Source organism: Shewanella sp. KT0246 (genome assembly GCF_019654955.1).
Lineage (GTDB): Bacteria > Pseudomonadota > Gammaproteobacteria > Enterobacterales > Shewanellaceae > Shewanella > Shewanella goraebulensis.
The window spans coordinates 20,334-37,050 of record NZ_BPEV01000030.1 but is presented as its reverse complement, the minus strand read 5'-3'; the positions used below and the strand labels follow the sequence as shown (position 1 = coordinate 37,050).

16 protein-coding genes are annotated in these 16,717 nt (G+C 40.0%); all 16 read right to left on the bottom strand.

Going from position 1 to position 16,717, the window contains the following annotated elements:
- Positions 1-79: 79 nt before the first annotated feature.
- Positions 80-526 (bottom strand): flagellar export protein FliJ, encoded by a 447-nt coding sequence (gene fliJ / locus K5Q58_RS15055; RefSeq protein ID WP_220754733.1) that lies wholly within the window; start codon positions 524-526, stop codon positions 80-82.
- Complete coding sequence (gene fliI, locus K5Q58_RS15050; RefSeq protein WP_220754732.1) at positions 526-1,863, bottom strand: flagellar protein export ATPase FliI; 1,338 nt, start codon at positions 1,861-1,863, stop codon at positions 526-528. The genes fliJ and fliI overlap by 1 nt, the downstream gene beginning before the upstream one ends.
- Positions 1,832-2,950 (bottom strand): flagellar assembly protein FliH, encoded by a 1,119-nt coding sequence (gene fliH / locus K5Q58_RS15045; RefSeq protein WP_220754731.1) that lies wholly within the window; start codon positions 2,948-2,950, stop codon positions 1,832-1,834. The genes fliI and fliH overlap by 32 nt, the downstream gene beginning before the upstream one ends.
- A 75-nt stretch (positions 2,951-3,025) precedes the next feature.
- A complete protein-coding gene (fliG, locus tag K5Q58_RS15040; RefSeq protein WP_220754730.1) occupies positions 3,026-4,072 on the bottom strand; it encodes a flagellar motor switch protein FliG in 1,047 nt (348 codons plus the stop codon).
- Positions 4,062-5,681, bottom strand: coding sequence for a flagellar basal-body MS-ring/collar protein FliF (gene fliF, locus K5Q58_RS15035; RefSeq protein WP_220754753.1), 1,620 nt, complete (start codon positions 5,679-5,681; stop codon positions 4,062-4,064). The genes fliG and fliF overlap by 11 nt, the downstream gene beginning before the upstream one ends.
- A gap of 109 nt (positions 5,682-5,790) precedes the next feature.
- Positions 5,791-6,132: a flagellar hook-basal body complex protein FliE gene (gene fliE / locus K5Q58_RS15030; RefSeq protein WP_220754729.1), complete on the bottom strand. Its 342-nt coding sequence runs from the start codon at positions 6,130-6,132 to the stop codon at positions 5,791-5,793.
- A gap of 208 nt (positions 6,133-6,340) precedes the next feature.
- Positions 6,341-7,690 (bottom strand): sigma-54 dependent transcriptional regulator, encoded by a 1,350-nt coding sequence (locus K5Q58_RS15025; RefSeq protein WP_220754728.1) that lies wholly within the window; start codon positions 7,688-7,690, stop codon positions 6,341-6,343.
- Positions 7,683-8,960: a PAS domain-containing sensor histidine kinase gene (locus K5Q58_RS15020; RefSeq protein ID WP_259651355.1), complete on the bottom strand. Its 1,278-nt coding sequence runs from the start codon at positions 8,958-8,960 to the stop codon at positions 7,683-7,685. The genes K5Q58_RS15025 and K5Q58_RS15020 overlap by 8 nt, the downstream gene beginning before the upstream one ends.
- Positions 8,961-9,107: 147 nt before the next feature.
- Positions 9,108-10,538 (bottom strand): sigma-54 dependent transcriptional regulator, encoded by a 1,431-nt coding sequence (locus K5Q58_RS15015; RefSeq protein WP_259651354.1) that lies wholly within the window; start codon positions 10,536-10,538, stop codon positions 9,108-9,110.
- Between the two features lie 445 nt (positions 10,539-10,983).
- Complete coding sequence (gene fliS / locus K5Q58_RS15010; RefSeq protein ID WP_220754727.1) at positions 10,984-11,388, bottom strand: flagellar export chaperone FliS; 405 nt, start codon at positions 11,386-11,388, stop codon at positions 10,984-10,986.
- Positions 11,389-11,400: 12 nt separating this feature from the next.
- Positions 11,401-11,721 carry a hypothetical protein gene (locus tag K5Q58_RS15005; RefSeq protein ID WP_220754726.1) on the bottom strand — a complete coding sequence of 107 codons (321 nt, stop codon included), beginning with the start codon at positions 11,719-11,721 and terminating at the stop codon, positions 11,401-11,403.
- A gap of 10 nt (positions 11,722-11,731) precedes the next feature.
- Entirely contained in the window at positions 11,732-13,099 is a 1,368-nt protein-coding gene (fliD, locus tag K5Q58_RS15000; protein WP_220754725.1) for a flagellar filament capping protein FliD, read from the bottom strand.
- Between the two features lie 62 nt (positions 13,100-13,161).
- Positions 13,162-13,566, bottom strand: coding sequence for a flagellar protein FlaG (locus tag K5Q58_RS14995; RefSeq protein ID WP_220754724.1), 405 nt, complete (start codon positions 13,564-13,566; stop codon positions 13,162-13,164).
- A 112-nt stretch (positions 13,567-13,678) separates the two neighbouring features.
- On the bottom strand, positions 13,679-14,497 hold the full coding sequence (locus K5Q58_RS14990; protein WP_220754723.1) for a flagellin: 819 nt from the start codon (positions 14,495-14,497) through the stop codon (positions 13,679-13,681).
- A 236-nt stretch (positions 14,498-14,733) separates the two neighbouring features.
- Entirely contained in the window at positions 14,734-15,552 is an 819-nt protein-coding gene (locus K5Q58_RS14985) for a flagellin (protein ID WP_220754722.1), read from the bottom strand.
- A 251-nt stretch (positions 15,553-15,803) separates the two neighbouring features.
- The gene (locus tag K5Q58_RS14980) at positions 15,804-16,625 is read right to left on the bottom strand and encodes a flagellin (RefSeq protein ID WP_220754721.1); all 822 of its coding nucleotides are present in this window, start codon (positions 16,623-16,625) and stop codon (positions 15,804-15,806) included.
- Positions 16,626-16,717: the final 92 nt, after the last annotated feature.

The window sequence follows — 16,717 nt, the reverse complement described above, 5'->3', positions numbered from 1 at the left end:
CGTATATAAGTAGCGAGTTATCCGTTCATTGGATATTAGTTGGCATGATGACTTAACAAATAAATGAGGCAGAATATGTCTATCGAGGTGTTTTGCGAATGAATTGCTGCATGGCAAATTCATCTGAGGCTTTTTGTTCACGTTTATTTTCAATCAACTGCGCTTTCAATGCGTTTTTATCGAGCAGCATTTCTACCGCTTTACGCTTTTGTTGTTTTTCTTGCCAATGCACTTGACGATAACCAGTTTGCTTTTCCGCTTCTTTTACAGCATTGACTTGTTGAATAAGGGCTTGATCGACTTGCTTAATGAACTCATGAAAAGAGTGATATTCACTGGCACTTAAGGTTTTCCCTTGGGTCTCCCCCATTTGCTTCATGTATTCAAGGCGATAATTATTTAATGCATCAAGCTGACCTTGGCACTTTTGCTGCTCTAACTGAGCCGACTTTAATTGCAAGGCAGCTTGCTCTTCTGCTTCTTTATTTATTTTTAAGACTGTTAGTAAAGGGTCTGCGCGGCGCATTATTTACATTGGGCAGCGATTTGCCCAACCATTGTTTGGCTATCATTAAATGAAATAACGTCTTTAAAACCTTGCCTTAAAAACGCGTTCATTGCAGGCTGTAATCTAATGGCGTTATCGATACGAGGATCGCTACCTTGAGAATAGGCACCAATTGAAATCAAGTCGCGGTTTTGTTGATATGTAGAGTACATTTGCTTTACTAAACGCATCGACTCTAGGTGCTCTGGCGCAATGACCATCGGCGCAACACGGCTAATCGACTGTTCAATATCGATAGCTGGATAATGACCAGAATCAGCCAGGGTTCTGGATAAAACGATATGCCCATCCAAAATAGCCCTAGAAGCATCTGCAATAGGATCTTGCTGATCATCACCTTCTGTTAAAACAGTATAAAATGCAGTAATGGAACCTTGTCCAGGCCCACCATTACCCGCACGTTCCACTAAGCGAGGTAACTTAGCAAATACTGAAGGCGGATAACCTTTGGTGGCTGGCGGCTCACCAACTGCCAGTGCAACTTCACGTTGGGCTTGAGCATAACGGGTTAAGCTATCCATTAATAATAAGACGTTGTAACCTAAATCTCGAAAATACTCAGCAATTCTAGTAGAGGTTTCACACGCTCGAAGACGCATTAATGGTGAGGTATCGGCAGGCGCTGCAACAACAACTGAGCGTGCACGTCCTTCTTCACCTAGAATTTCTTCAATAAACTCTTTCACCTCACGGCCACGTTCACCGACTAACCCTACAACAATGATGTCAGCTGTTGTTCCACGGGTCATCATGCCTAATAACACACTTTTACCCACGCCAGAGCCTGCAAACAACCCCATACGTTGCCCTTTACCCACAGTGAGCATGGCATTAATTGCTCGAACCCCTACATCTAAGGGTTCTGATATAGCTCTTCTTGCTAAAGGGTTAATTGGCGGCGCATGACGAGAGGCTTGTTGATCTGTATTTAACGGTCCTAAACCATCAAGGGGCATGCCACTACCATCGAGCACTCTCCCAAGTAAACTTAATCCAACATTTAAACCTGATTGCTCACCTAGTGGTTGCACTCTAGCACCAGGTAAAACACCTCTTAATTCATCAACAGGCATCAAGTATAATAGTTCGTCATCAAAACCTACCACTTCAGCAACTAGTTCCCCCGCCATCGTTTCAATAGAGCATAAACTGCCTACGGGCGCTCTACAGCCAGTGGCTTCGAGCGTTAAGCCTACTACTCGTACTAGCTGACCACTCGCTACCGGTCTTAGAGGATTTACTTTTTGACTTTGAACTTTAAGTTTATTCAGTAGCTGATGTTGACGGTTTTGCATCGTCTCGTACCTCATCAGTTTCTAACACTTTGGGTTGCTTGTCTGCGCCATTTTCAATTGCTGTGGTGTGATGAGATTCAACTGAAGAATCTGCAACCTGGAAACTTTGATCTTTTATAGGTGATTCTTCTATTAATGGATCATGACGACCTGGTTCTTGCAAACTTGTATCATTTTCACTGATTTCTGCTTCAGTAGCTTCAGTAATTTGAATATTTTCCGTCGTTAAGCTTGAAGATTGCCTTTCGGGTAAATGATCCACGACCTCAGTCGTATATTGAGGGTGTTCAGCTTTTATCGTTTGCACATTAGCCTGAATCCCCCTGGCTTGTTCCTGAAGCTCATGGAGTACCTGACGCATTCTTTCTTCAACACGGAGATCGACACTTGAACGCAAACTGTTAATAATGCAATCACCCGGATTAAGGGATGGGTCAGCTTCAATATCCCAATGATTTTTCTGTAATTGTGCATCACTGTATAATTCAGTCACTAAAGTCGCATCATCAGGATGTAATCTAAGCTTAACCTGCTGATCTTTTATAGGGAGAGAGTCAACACCTTGACGAAGCACTGATAAGATATGTTCGGGATGAGTTTTAAGTTCGTGACCGACAATTGATTTTGCAAGATTAATAGCCAAATTTAGAACTTCTGCTTCAATTTCAGCATCAAGTAGCATCAGGGGTTGCTCAAACTGTTGAACGAGTTGAGTTAACCGTTCAAGTACTTCATTCGCTTTAACTTGGCCAACTTCGTAGCCTTGTTGCTCACCTTGAGCAAAACCCTCAGCATGCCCCTGTTCCAGCCCTTCAAGTTTACCTTGCTCAAGGCCTTGGTTATGACCTTCAATTTTACCTTGCTCTAAGCCCTCTTGTTCAGCTTCGACTCGTATTTGCTCAATCTCAGCCATAGTTGGCGGTAATAGTGGTTTTTCATCAGTTTGAGCGGGCGGATTTTGACTACCAAGATGACCAAATAAATTCGAAGGTGAATCCGTTTGCTCTTCGGTCACATCAGGCAATTGCCAGTGACTGAAATCTAAGTCATCATTTTCGATTGATTTTTTGGTTTTAGATTCCGTCATGAACTGGCCTAATTTTTACAGCAATTAATTGATATTATTGTGCGGTTCTTCGATGAGAGTGCCTTGTCGTAAATATTACAAGAACTCTTCACCACCACCACCGCCAAGCATAATTTCACCACTATCACTTAAGCGACGAGCAATTGCGAGAATTTCTTTCTGCGCCATTTCAACTTCACTGATCCTGATTGGACCCATTGCTTCGAGATCGTCTCGTAATAGTTCGCCAGCGCGCTTAGACATATTACCGATAATTTTATCTGATAATTGGTCATCAGCTCCTTTTAATGCTTTCATCAGTACATCTTGCTGCACTTCGCGTAGTAAGACTTGAACACCGCGATCATCAACATCTAGCAAGTTTTCAAACACAAACATAAGATCTTGAATTTGTTGCGCCATTTCTTCATCAGACTCACGCATAGTTTCCATGATTTGGCTTTCAACACCTGTATCAAGGAAATTCATAATATTAGCAGCAGCTTTAAGGCCACCCATTTTCGCCGCTTGCGCGCCGCCTTGGCCAGCAAACTGTTTCTCCATAATATCATTTAGCTCTTGCAGTGCGGCAGGCTGAACTTCTTCTAAGTTAGCAATACGCATCATCAGATCTAAACGAGTATTTTCCGGAAACTGGCTGAATATTTCAGCGGCTTGATCAGGCTCTAAATAAGATAAAACAATGGTCTGAATTTGAGGGTGTTCGTTTTGAATAATGGTGGCAACTTGGCGCGCATCCATCCACTTCAATGAGTCTAGGCCCTTAGCACCGCTGCCCATAATAATTTGTTCAATTAAATTGCCAGCTTTGTCTTCGCCAAGTGCTGCAGTTAAGGCTTTTCTGACAAATTCTTCACTATTAAAGCCAATAGATGAGAACTTTTGAATTTCCTCAAGAAATAACTTATGTACCCCGATGACTTTCTCTTGACCAAAGTCCTCCATGGCCGCCATCGACATACCCACTTTCTGAACCTGTTTAGGCTCTAAGTGTTTTAAAATTGAAGCGGCGTCAGCTTCACTTAGACTTAACAGTAAAATAGCCGTTTTTTCAGTACCGGTTAAATCATCAGGGTTAAACCCTTTAGTAGCCTCTGCTACTGCAACGTCATCATTTGCCATCGTCTTGTAACCAACTCTTAATTACTTGGGTAGAAAGTTCAGGTTCATTTGCTACTAAAGCCCGAATTGATTTAATCATATCATCATCTTTATGCAGATTAGGTATTTGAATTGAGCCATCGTCTGCATAACTGTAATCAGCTTGATTAGTATTAAGCATCCCTAAAGTGTCTGCTGCATATTGATCTTCAATCTCAGCAAGCTCATGACCCAAACGTGCTTCTTCAGGCATTTCAACATCATTTGTTTTCAGCAATTTATTCAGCATAGGGCGAATAACAAACAATATGAGCACTAAAACTAAAAACGCACCGAGTACCAGTCTGACAGCGCGCCAGAACCAAGGCTGCTCCCAGAGTTCAGGCTCAGGTAAAGCTTCAATAAGCTGATCCATAAATGGTACTGTCACTACTTCTAAGGTATCCCCGCGCTGACTTGTAAAGCCCATTGCACCTTCTAGCAAGCGTCGAATATTTGTCAATTCTTGTTCGGTTCTCGGTATTCTTGTTACCACACCATTTTCATCAACAGGCCCTGGTTTATAATCAACTGCGACTGACACACTCACTCGTCTAACCTGCCCAACTTGCTGACGTGTATGACTAATAGTGGTATCCAATTCAAAATTTCTTGTGGCTTCGCGGTGACTATCTCCGGTTGTTGAAGTTGTTTCTGCTGCTCCGGCTTCTTGAGGAATATCAGATTCCATTGGCGGCTGGTTTGATAATGCCCCAGGTATACCGCCCATCGATTGACCTGATGAATTACGCTCAACTGTCATTTCACTACGAATCGCAGGTAAATCTGGCGAGAAACGCTTAGCGGTTTGCTCTACCGCGGTAAAGTCCATGTTGACGTCAACTTGAGAAGTGAAATTCTCAGGGCCTAAAATCGGCATTAAAATTGAGTCAACTTTATTGCGATACTCTGATTCTTTCTGTTGAACCAGCTCTTGTTCACGACGGGCTCTAGAAGAAGCCGCATCTTGGCTACCTGAATTGAGTAAACGCCCATTTGAGTCAGTAACGGTAACTCTCGTAGGATCTAAACCTTGTACAGCAGAAGCAACAATATCAACTATCGAATCGATTTCTTCTTGCCCTAGACTACCGCGACGAACACTGACAACCACTGTCGCACTTGGCTTTGACTTGTTGCGCGCAAATACATTCTCTTTTGGTAAGGCTAGAATCACTTTGGCGCGGGTAACACTTTTTAGCTCTTCAATCACTCTCGCTAAATTAACTTCTTGGCTTTGCTTTAAACGGGCTTGTTCCATTCGTTGGCTCACACCAAAACCGCTATCTTTGCTTAGATAATCTGTTGGTTGGCTTGACGCTTCTACACCCGCACGACCTAATAATAATTTCACATTTTGGTATTTGTCTTCAGGAATACTAACCACATCACCAGAAATTTTATAAGCAATTTTATTTTTATCCAAAACGTCCAGTACTTGGATCATTTCGTTAGTTTCCATTTGCCCTAAAGGTCTAAACTCTGGCTCTTGCGCCCATATCATCATAAATACAGCCAATACTAAACACACGGCTAATGCCAAGATCATAGTAATTTGACGCATAAAATCAGCACTACCAAAAGAACTCATCAAACCAGGTTTATTCTCCTGCTGAATCCCTGTGCCACTTACGGTATCTGAATCTAATACGAGGTCTGTACTCACAATAATTACCTACTTTCTAATCTAATAAAGAGGCCTAAACAGGCATGCTCATAATTTCTTTATAAGCTTCTACAAGCTTATTTCTTACCTGTACTGTCGCTTCAAAAGCCACACCAGATTTTTCTCGAGCAATTACGGTATCTGATAAGGTCACAGTCGAGTCCCCCATTTCTAAACGGGTGGCTAAGTTGGCAGAGTTTTTTTGCAACTCTGTCACACCACCAACCGCCTGAGAAAGCAATTCTCCAAAGTCAGCACCTGAAGTATTGCCAACTTTTTGGATCATTTCCGGTTGCATTGGAGAACGAAGATTAGGTGAAATTTCACCGCGAAGAGATTGCATCTCTTGTAAGAAAGGGTTCGAGCTAATCTGCATTGTAATCTCCTATTCGTCGGATAATTGACGACTAAAAACCAGTTACAATAGATTTAGCAAGTAAGATGCCAACAATCGAGTTAAGGCTACAGATGATGTTGATTTGTCATTTAGATGGGACAGTTTGGCTAGCAAATAACCAACAAACCTAATCAGCACATGATTAGGTTCGTTAAATTAAACTTAAAAGAATTTATACAAGCACTTTCTATGCGGGCACCTGAATGCCCATATCGCGCATTTTTGCCATTTTATAACGTAAGGTTCTTGCGCTAATACCTAGTTTTTCAGCCACGTCTTTACGGCTACCATTACATTGGTTTAACGTCTCTAAAATAATGACATGCTCTTGCGCTTTTAACTCTCCACCTAAACCGTCATTTTCAGCAGCAGTTTTCGACTGCTTCGGTTCAGGTTGTTGTAAATCAACTTCACTGGAATCTAGGATTATATCATTGGTTGAAATGCCATCCCCTGAGTGAAGGATAAGCGCTCGTTGAATAACATTATCAAGCTCACGCACATTACCCGGCCAGCGATAAGTCAATAAACGCCTGCATGCGACTTCATCTAAAGCTGGAGTTGGAGAGATATTGGCGTTTTTAGCATGCTTAACCAACAAGTGACGCGCCAAGGGTAAAATATCAGCAGGACGTTGATTTAATGCTGGCCAAGTTAGTGGAAAAACGTTAATTCGATAATATAAATCTTCCCTAAAACCTCCAGCAGCGACCATTTCTTTTAAATCACGATTTGATGTTGCCAAGACTCGCACATCTAATGAGATGGTTTTGCGACCACCTAAACGTTCAACTTCGCGCTCTTGCAGCACCCTTAACAATTTAGCTTGTAAGCCTAATTCCATCTCTGAAATTTCATCTAATAAAATGGTGCCGCCTTGGGCTTGCTCAAACTTACCTGGACAAGCTTGATATGCGCCAGTAAACGCGCCTTTTTCATAACCGAATAACGTGGCTTCAAGCATATTTTCAGGAATTGCAGCACAATTAATAGCTATAAAAGGTTGTTCTGAACGGGTACTATTTTGATGTACATAACGTGCGAGTACTTCTTTACCTGAACCACTTGGCCCCATAATCATAACTGATGCATCAGAACTTGCCACACGTTGTGCTATAGACAGTAATGCCAAACTTTTATCGTCAGCAACCACTGGTTGATCTAGATTTTGTTTCAATGGTAGATAGCGTGACACTTGATTTAGTAGAACTTCTGGCGCAAAAGGTTTTGCTAGATAATCTACAGCACCTAATTTTATCGCACTGACAGCACTGTCAATTGTGGCGTAGGCTGTCATTAGCAATACGGGAACTTTATTATTTTGTTGCTGTAAGTAATTAAGCAATCCGATCCCACCAATGCCTTCCATTTGCACATCACTGATCACCATATCAAATTCAGTTGATTTTAACGCAATAATGGCATCTTCAGCAGAAGCAACATCGACACATTCATAGCTTGCTAAAAGCAGTGTATCAAGCAAGGCCTCACGTAAAGATTCATCGTCTTCAACGAGTAAGAGTTTTGCTTCAACCATGTGATGTCTCCACACCTGTCAACTTTGCAGTTAAAGGTTCACTATTAATAGATTCTTTCGCGGCAAGTTCGGCCGCTTGTGGTTTTATTGCTTGATAAATCGGAAATGAAAGTCTTATCAAACACCCTTTATTAGGTTGTGATGAAACTTGTACTGTCCCATTATGGTTTCTAACCACGGTTTGCACCACAGCAAGTCCTAAGCCGGTTCCTTGACTTTTAGTGGTAAAAAATGGCTCCAAAATTTGTTGCTGCATTTCCGCAGCTAACCCTTTGCCATTATCAATCACATCGATATGAATATGAGTACCTGATGAAGCCGTGATAATCCTAATTTCAGTTGCATTAGCTTCCAAGCTATTCATCACTAAATTATTAATTGCAGAACTTAACGCATTTCCATTCGCTAGTATTTGCTCGTTGCTATTGTTGAAGTAATTTAGCTTACATTGTTTATTCTCTGCAATGGGTTCACAACTTGCTAAAACAGGTTCAATAATATCCTCTGCTATCATAGGTTCAGAAGCATCATCTTGTTTATTTTTTGCCATTAACAACATGTCATTCACTTGACGCTCAAGCTCATTTAATCTGTCAACTAGCTTAGTTTGAAAGCGTTTTCTAGCAGTATCGTTTAGTTTGGGACTCGCAAGGTTTGATGCGTACAACATCGCAGCAGACAATGGCGTTCTCACCTGATGTGCCAACGTCGCTACCATCTTACCTAGCGCTGACAAACGTTGCAGATGAGACAAGTTCTTTTGCAATAGACGAGTCTCGGTTAAATCGGTTAAGACTATTAATTGTCCAGGTTCAGGCGTTAGAGGAGTAATAGCGAGTTTTACTCTCCGACCATTTCTAAGTGAGACTTCATGTCCGTCGTCTTCTTGAGGAGAGAAGGCACGATTAATGATATCGAACCATTTAGCCCCTTGTAATGGTCGGCCTAGAAGTTCAGTTGCTACTGGGTTAGCCAAAGTGACTAAGCCATCGCCATTAATAATCACAACCCCAGATGGCATTGCTTGAAGAATGTGTGCCATTTGATTCGACATATTCGCCGCCTTTTGCGGTGTTGAACGTCCGATATGTTCAGCATTATCTCTGTTAACTTCCGTTTTGACGGTTGCAGAACGAATAACGAAACTCTCAGATTTTTTAGAGACGTTTCTATTACTATCATTAGAAAGTTGAACCTCTGTACTCATAGCTTCAGCTAGGGAGCTTGGCTCTACCATAGTTTGTGCTGAACTGCTGTGCCCGAAAAACATAGCCACTCCGTCAAAATATTAACTCTTAAAAGAGCTAATGCATTTGATGTGCCAAAATACTGATTAAGAGTATAGCTTATGATTTTCGAACATAAAAAAAGCATGCCATTTGGCATGCTTTACTGTAACAGTTAATTGTAAAAACGGTTAATCTTTGCCCATTCCATACTTTCGCATTTTTTCAACAAGTGTTGTTCTTCGAATGCCCAGCATTTCAGCAGCTCTAGCAACCACATTATCTTGTTGTTCTAGTGCTTGGCGAATCATATCTATTTCTAATTCGGCCAACAAATCTTTAAGATTTACGCCCTCTGGCGGTAATTCACTTGGAAAGCGTGTCTCAGGAATTTCAATCGGTTCATCATCATTGAAAATTGATGCTAATGCATCGCGTTCCTGTTGTTCCTCACTAATTTCAACACAGTATTCAGGTACATCTATGTAACGATATTTTCGAGGTAAGTCATTAACATCAACAAGACCACCTGGAAATAAAATCGTTAATCTTTCAACTAAATTCGATAGTTCGCGGACATTTCCAGACCAGTTATGTTCCTTTAATGACTCTATCGCGCGTTGAGTGAAACGGATTTTTCCGCGGCCTTCATTAAATACTCTGCTGACGAGTTCTTGTAATAATAGTGGCACATCATCACGTCGCTCTCTGAGTGATGGCATTTCAATAGGAAACACATTTAAACGATAATAAAGGTCTTCACGGAATAAGTTGTCGGTAATCATCGTTTCTAAATCTCGATGAGTCGCCGCAACCACTCTGACATCGGTAGTAATGGTTTTTGAACCACCAACTCTTTCAAAAACCTTTTCCTGCAAAACACGCAGTAATTTAACTTGCATTTGCAGCGGCATATCGCCAATTTCATCTAAGAATAAGGTACCATTTTCTGCTAGTTCAAAGCGCCCTTTACGAGTCGATATAGCGCCTGTAAAAGAACCTTTTTCATGACCGAAAAGTTCACTTTCTAGCAGTTCAGGAGGAATAGCACCACAATTGACTGGAATAAAAGGCCCATCACGACGCTCAGACATATAATGAATATTACGCGCGACCACTTCTTTACCTGTACCTGATTGGCCCAACACTAGCACTGTGGCATCAGAACAAGCAACTTGACTTATTAGGTGGCGAACATTGGCAATGCCTTCGCTTCGTCCAACAAGAGATCTAAATAACTTTGTTTGGTTCGCGCTAGTGGGTATTTGAGGTTGTTTGGCTTGACCATATACCTGACAAAAATGAAGTAGCTCAGTTAACTGTGGATAATTAACCGGTTCATCGATTGTACCTAGAATATTGGCGCCATTAATATCTAGAGAGCCAATTAACAATACTGGTTGCCAAGGTATTGAAGACTGAACATCTTTAATAAATTCAGCAGGAACAGATTCAGTATCAATGACCAAAGCTCTGAAACGAGATTCGCGTGTTAACGAAGCAAGGTCATCTGTCGTAATGACATGATATTTTTCATCTAAGAATTCAAAAATACAACAAAGACGAGATACACGCTCAGAAGGTTCAGCAACAATTAAAATTCGTTGTTCTATTTGCATCATTCAGAAGGCCAAAGCTCTAGTTATTAGTTATTCAAGGTCATATTCATGTTACAGGCTCTATCTCACCCCAGAAATCAGAGGCTCGACTTGAATATTTATTAAGCTGCTATATTTATTTGTGTCAAGTGACACAATTATAATATAAACATTAACATAGCAGAATGCATACTCATATTTTTTAATCTTTACTTAAATATAGCTAAACCTGCAATAAAGTTTAAACGAATACTCAAAATTAAATATTGTATTATCAGAGCAGGAGAATCAAGCATCACATGGCATTATTCTACCATGCTGTTGATTTAAGTCACTAACAGCTCATTTTATATGCAACAGTTAACGCAGACTTTCGAGTGTAGCTGCTTTTCTGCTAGCTTTGAGTTTTAAGCTCACTAATAAAAAAGACGCCTATGGCGCCTAATCAAACTTAGAGTAACAAGCTTTATCAGCTAGCTTCTGAAGTCATTTGATGCATATCTTGGGGAATAGCATCCCAACCTTCTTTAATGGTTCGCAGAATGCCTGTTACATCATCAATGGCTTTTACATCGTTATTCATATTGGCTTCTGAAATACGGCGTAACATAAAGTCATATAAATCACTCAAATTACTGGCTACGGAGTCTTTTACATCCATGTTCAAGCTATTATTTAGGCCATTAATAATCCCAATGGCTTTATTGATTGCAACACCTTTGCCTTGTAAATCTTGAGTTTCAATTGCGTAGCGACTTTGAGCTAAACGCAATAAAGCACCATCGAACATCATTTGAATAATACGATGTGGGGAAGCAACAGCAATCTCACTATCTAGAGATACTTTGCGGTATGATTTTATTGAGCCTCTCATAGGTCACCTTCGCTACTTATTTGAATCGACTGATTGATAAATATTTATTTGGCGTTGATTTTTCTTTCTGGCCTGAAGCAAAGATTGAATATGTTGCTGCAATTTAAACACTTTCTTTTCAAACAATTTTCCGAGAGAAATTTGCTCTGCTAGCATTTTTCTTTCATGTTCAACATTGTCAATTTTCAGGTCGTCGAGTAAAATTTGACGCTCTCCAATAAGTACAAGCAAGTTAGATACCAACTCGTCAGAAGCTTCATTTTCGGACGGAGTATTTTCAAGAGTATTCAACACCTCTTCTATCTGTGCGTTTTTATCTGTTAGTTGTTTCATATACATTCAGTTAACTACTTGGAACCGAACCAGGAAGCGAGTTTAAACGTTCAACTAGTCCTGAGCTCTGCTCATTTAATTGAGCAACCACTAGGTCCATCGCATTAAATTGTTTAAATAACCTTGCTTCTAACAATTCCATTTTCAACGAGAAAGCTTCCCGTTGATCATCTAAACGGCTTTTCTCACTTGTCAAACTGTTGTTACGTGTATCAATTAATCCACCCGTTTTTACATAACCTTCAACAACCGAGTCAAGACTACTGGCAATACCTGTATCAGGAGTCGTGAATAAGCCTTCAACTAAGCTCATGTTCTCACTTAATGCAGTATCAAGCTTTTCACTATCAATAGACATTTTACCGTAGCGATCTGTTTCAATCCCTATATCATATAAAGCAACCGACTGACCGTCGACATCGACTCGGTTACTGATCATACTCCGCATTTGAGACTCAATCGAGCGGATCATAGAGTCGCCTTGCAAAGCTGCTGCTTCTTCATTTTCTACATCGTACTTTGACATATCACTAATTGACGTCACCAAAGTATTATAAGCATCAACAAACGCCTGAATGTTCTCTTTAACCAATTCATCATCTTGTTCTATTTTCAATGTTGATGTTTGAGATACATCCGCACTTGTTAGAGATAGTGTTACACCTGCAATGGCATCTGTTACTTCATTTGATTGTGAAGTCACTTTTTGCCCATCAATGTACACAATGGCATCTTGTGCATTTTGCAGCGTAGTGAGATTTCCCGTCCCAAACATATCATTAAGACCTGTACCTGCTGTATCAGTCGCTGATACTGATACTTGGTTATCTGTACCTGATTCATCAGAGCTAAATACGAGTCTGCTACCAGCATCACTTTTAATAATCGTTGCTGTAACACCAACATTATCAGAAGCACTATTAATCTTGCTGGCGATATCTTCAAGTGAATCAGTCGCTTCAACATCAATTGAAAATGCTTCACCATTAACCGATAAATCAAGGCTGCCCGTTCCCACCCCAAGACTTGGATCTGCAACATTTGTTCCTGCCACTTTATGTGAAGAAGCAAGTTGTTCAACTTGAATTTGATAACTACCTGATTGTGCATCTTTACCGGCTTCAGCACCAAAATAAATACTATCGCCTGTAGACACTTTTCGAATATTTAACGCTTCAGAATCTGTTAGTTTTTCTAGTGCATCTTGAAAAGTCGACAATTTACTTTTTAATGATCCAATAGCAGAAACTTTGGCATCAATTGTGGCTTCATTTTTATCAAACAAAGCTTCTTTTGGTAGTTTTTCAGCGTCAACTAACACTCCAACAATAGTGTTGATATCTAAGCCTGAGCCAATACCCGTTGCTGTTAATGCCATAATGTCCTCTCAGATATAACTTTCAGGTTAATTTATCAAACTTTGTAAGACAAAAAGTTGATTTATGCCTCTGTATTAAGCAATAAACCTGCCACCTCAGCCATTTTTTTAGATAGTTCTAGTGCTTCTTCATTTGGGATTTGTCGGATAATATCACCCGAATCGATATCCATCACGCTAATCACATTCTGCCCAGAATCTTCATCTAATTTAAACGCTAATCCTTTTCGGACGAGTGAATCAATATTGTTCAACTCTTCTGTAAACTCAGCTAGTTTTTCATCTTTAGCTTTTTGATTAATTATAGCTTTATCTGCCAGTTTTTCAGATTGTTGTTCAGTTTTAGATAATTCAGACACTTTCAATTGTGCTTTTTCTGCTTGGGCGTTGCTGTCAGTAAGTTGACGGGTTCCCAAATTATCAATATGCGTATTTGCAGCACCTGTTAAATTGATATCTATCGCCATGTCTTACCTCCAGATTTTGTAATCTATTTAAATCAGTTTGGTTTTAACAACAAAAGGGAGACCACTTAAGATCTCCCTTTTAAATTGTTTTACTACTGTTTGACGAAGTCAATTATAAAAGGGATAGTGCAACTTGCGGTAGCTGGTTAGCTTGAGCAAGCATTGAAGAACCCGTTTGCTGTAATACTTGATTTTTAGTCATTTCAGCTGTTTCTTTAGCAAAGTCTACATCAACAATACGTGATTTAGCATCAGCAACGTTTGCTTGAGTATTAGCACTGTTAGCAATGTTGTGAGCTAGGCGATTTTGTTTCGCACCTAAATCTGCACGTTGATTATCAATTGTCGTAATAGCTGCATCAATAGCGGTAAGCGCAGCAGTTCGATCACCTGCAGATGCATTATCTAAAGCACCAACAGCTAAAGAGCTAGCATCAGTTTTTAATACTGTGATACTAATTGTTTCGCCCGCCTGATGACCTACTTGGAAGTTTTTACCTGCTGCAAAACCACCACTCATTAATTTAGTATCACCAAAAGCAGTATTATTACCAATTTCAGTAATTTCTAACGCTAACTCATCCATTTCAGCTTTAATGGCATCTAAATCTTCAGCGCTATTTGCACCATTCTCAGATTGTACAGTCAAGTCACGCATGCGCTGAAGCATGTTTGTCTGCTCTTGCATCGCACCTTCTGCAATTTGAGCAATTGAAATCGCATCATTTGCGTTACGCATACCCACTTCTAAACCATTGACTTGAGAGTTTAAGCGATTTGAAATTGCTAAACCAGCAGCATCATCCTTTGCACTATTAATGCGTAAACCACTAGATAGACGTTCCATTGAAGTTGCTAAATTTGAACTTGAAGCATTTAAGTTCTTTTGCGCTTTCATTGACGTTACGTTTGTATTAACTGTAATTGCCATAATTTAAGTCCTCTTCACCTGGTTTTAAATCTTGCCTGCTTATATCCAGGCTCGTCTTTTAAGTTACTAATTATGTAACGGCAGCAATTTAAATTACTTTAGAAGTTTTTGAATGTTTTTTCAGCAGCTCAAACTTGAACTTCTTCTTCGACAAAAACAAATTTCAAAAATTAAAAAACCTCACTTGTCATGGCAAATGAGGTTTTCATAAAGTACCTTTATATTGCTAAATGGGTTTATAACAATGAAAGTGCAACTTGTGGCAATTGGTTTGCCTGTGCCAGCATCGAACTACCCGTTTGCTGTAGTACTTGATTTTTAGTCATTTCAGCTGTTTCTTTAGCGAAATCCACATCTACAATACGCGATTTTGCATCTGCGACATTTGCTTGGGTATTAGCACTGTTTGCAATGTTATGGGCAAGTCGGTTTTGTTTTGCACCTAAGTCTGCACGTTGAGTATCAATTGCTGTAATTGCTGCATCAATCGCAGTTAATGCAGAGGCACGGTTAGCAGATGTAACATTCGTTAAAGCGTTAACTGAAAGGCTAGTTGCATTAGTTGTTTCAACAGTGATTGAAATTGTTTCTCCAGCCTGGTGACCTACTTGGAAGTTTTTACCACCAGAGAACCCACCTGCCATCAACTTGGTATCACCGAAGGCTGTATTGTCACCAATTTCAGTAATCTCCAATGCTAACTCATCCATTTCAGCTTTAATTGCAGCTAGATCATCTGTACTATTTGCACCATTTTCAGATTGCACAGTCAAATCACGCATACGCTGTAGCATGTTTGTTTGTTCTTGCATCGCGCCTTCAGCAATTTGAGCGATTGAAATTGCGTCATTGGCGTTACGCATACCCACTTCTAAACCGTTAACTTGAGAATTCAAGCGATTTGAAATAGCTAAACCCGCTGCATCATCTTTTGCGCTGTTAATTCGTAAACCACTTGATAAACGTTCCATCGATGTTGCTAAGTTCGAGCTAGAAGCATTTAAGTTTTTCTGCGCTTTCATTGACGTTACATTGGTATTTACTGTAATAGCCATAATTTGATTCCTCTTTACCTGGCTTTAAAACTTGCCTGTCTTTATTTCCAGGCGGGTCTATTGGGTTACAAATACTTTAACGGCAGCAAATTTAGATACTTTAGCTTTTTTTGAACATTTTTCGTTCAAAACCTTAGTGTATTAAAAATCAATAACTTACAGAAACAAAAAAGCCATATTTATCTTAAATAAGAAAATATGGCTTAATTTAATGACTAACGAATAAGTTGCGTATTAGCTTAACTCGTTTATTAACCTAATAATGATAGCGCGACTTGTGGTAATTGGTTAGCTTGAGCCAACATTGAACTACCCGTTTGTTGCAACACTTGGTTTTTAGTCATTTCAGCTGTTTCTTTAGCAAAATCAACATCGACAATACGTGACTTTGCGTCTGCAACGTTTGCCTGAGTATTCGCACTGTTAGCAATATTATGTGCTAATCGGTTTTGCTTCGCACCAAGGTCCGCACGCTGTGTATCAATGGTTTTGATTGCCGCATCAATCGCTGTTAATGAAGCTGAGCGGTCACCAGCAGATGCATTATCTAATGCACCAACCGCCAGTGAACTAGCATCTGTTTTTTTCACGCTAATAGATATTGTCTCACCCGCTTGATGACCCACTTGGAAGTTTTTACCTGCAGAAAATCCGCCAGTCATTAATTTAGTATCACCAAATGCCGTGTTATGACCGATCTCACCAATCTCTAAAGCAAGCTGATCCATTTCAGCTTTTAGCGCTGCTAAATCTTCAGTACTGTTTGCACCGTTTTCCGATTGTATCGTCAAGTCACGCATACGCTGCAACATGTTGGTTTGTTCTTGCATCGCACCTTCAGCAATTTGAGCAATCGAAATAGCATCGTTAGCATTTCGCATACCAACATCTAAACCACGAACCTGCGAGTTCAAGCGGTTAGAAATTGCTAAACCGGCAGCATCATCTTTTGCACTGTTAATACGTAAGCCACTTGATAAACGTTCCATCGAAGTGTTTAAACCTGAAGTTGCGGTATTTAAGTTTTTCTGCGCTTTCATTGATGTAACATTGGTATTTACTGTAATAGCCATTTTAATTCCTCATTCTTAGTTTTGTTGCCAAGACTTTGGAGCTTGGCTAAATTTTACAATTTAACGATGGTTATTCTTGTTAATTACTCTAT

Bases quoted from the DNA above. Each gene is read 5' to 3' on its own strand.
- fliJ (WP_220754733.1), bottom strand. From the start codon at position 526: ATGCGCCGCGCAGACCCTTTACTAACAGTCTTAAAAATAAATAAAGAA.
- fliI (WP_220754732.1), bottom strand. From the start codon at position 1,863: ATGCAAAACCGTCAACATCAGCTACTGAATAAACTTAAAGTTCAAAGT.
- fliH (WP_220754731.1), bottom strand. From the start codon at position 2,950: ATGACGGAATCTAAAACCAAAAAATCAATCGAAAATGATGACTTAGAT.
- fliG (WP_220754730.1), bottom strand. From the start codon at position 4,072: ATGGCAAATGATGACGTTGCAGTAGCAGAGGCTACTAAAGGGTTTAAC.
- fliF (WP_220754753.1), bottom strand. From the start codon at position 5,681: ATGAGTTCTTTTGGTAGTGCTGATTTTATGCGTCAAATTACTATGATC.
- fliE (WP_220754729.1), bottom strand. From the start codon at position 6,132: ATGCAGATTAGCTCGAACCCTTTCTTACAAGAGATGCAATCTCTTCGC.
- K5Q58_RS15025 (WP_220754728.1), bottom strand. From the start codon at position 7,690: ATGGTTGAAGCAAAACTCTTACTCGTTGAAGACGATGAATCTTTACGT.
- K5Q58_RS15020 (WP_259651355.1), bottom strand. From the start codon at position 8,960: ATGTTTTTCGGGCACAGCAGTTCAGCACAAACTATGGTAGAGCCAAGC.
- K5Q58_RS15015 (WP_259651354.1), bottom strand. From the start codon at position 10,538: ATGATGCAAATAGAACAACGAATTTTAATTGTTGCTGAACCTTCTGAG.
- fliS (WP_220754727.1), bottom strand. From the start codon at position 11,388: ATGAGAGGCTCAATAAAATCATACCGCAAAGTATCTCTAGATAGTGAG.
- K5Q58_RS15005 (WP_220754726.1), bottom strand. From the start codon at position 11,721: ATGAAACAACTAACAGATAAAAACGCACAGATAGAAGAGGTGTTGAAT.
- fliD (WP_220754725.1), bottom strand. From the start codon at position 13,099: ATGGCATTAACAGCAACGGGTATTGGCTCAGGCTTAGATATCAACACT.
- K5Q58_RS14995 (WP_220754724.1), bottom strand. From the start codon at position 13,566: ATGGCGATAGATATCAATTTAACAGGTGCTGCAAATACGCATATTGAT.
- K5Q58_RS14990 (WP_220754723.1), bottom strand. From the start codon at position 14,497: ATGGCAATTACAGTTAATACAAACGTAACGTCAATGAAAGCGCAAAAG.
- K5Q58_RS14985 (WP_220754722.1), bottom strand. From the start codon at position 15,552: ATGGCTATTACAGTAAATACCAATGTAACGTCAATGAAAGCGCAGAAA.
- K5Q58_RS14980 (WP_220754721.1), bottom strand. From the start codon at position 16,625: ATGGCTATTACAGTAAATACCAATGTTACATCAATGAAAGCGCAGAAA.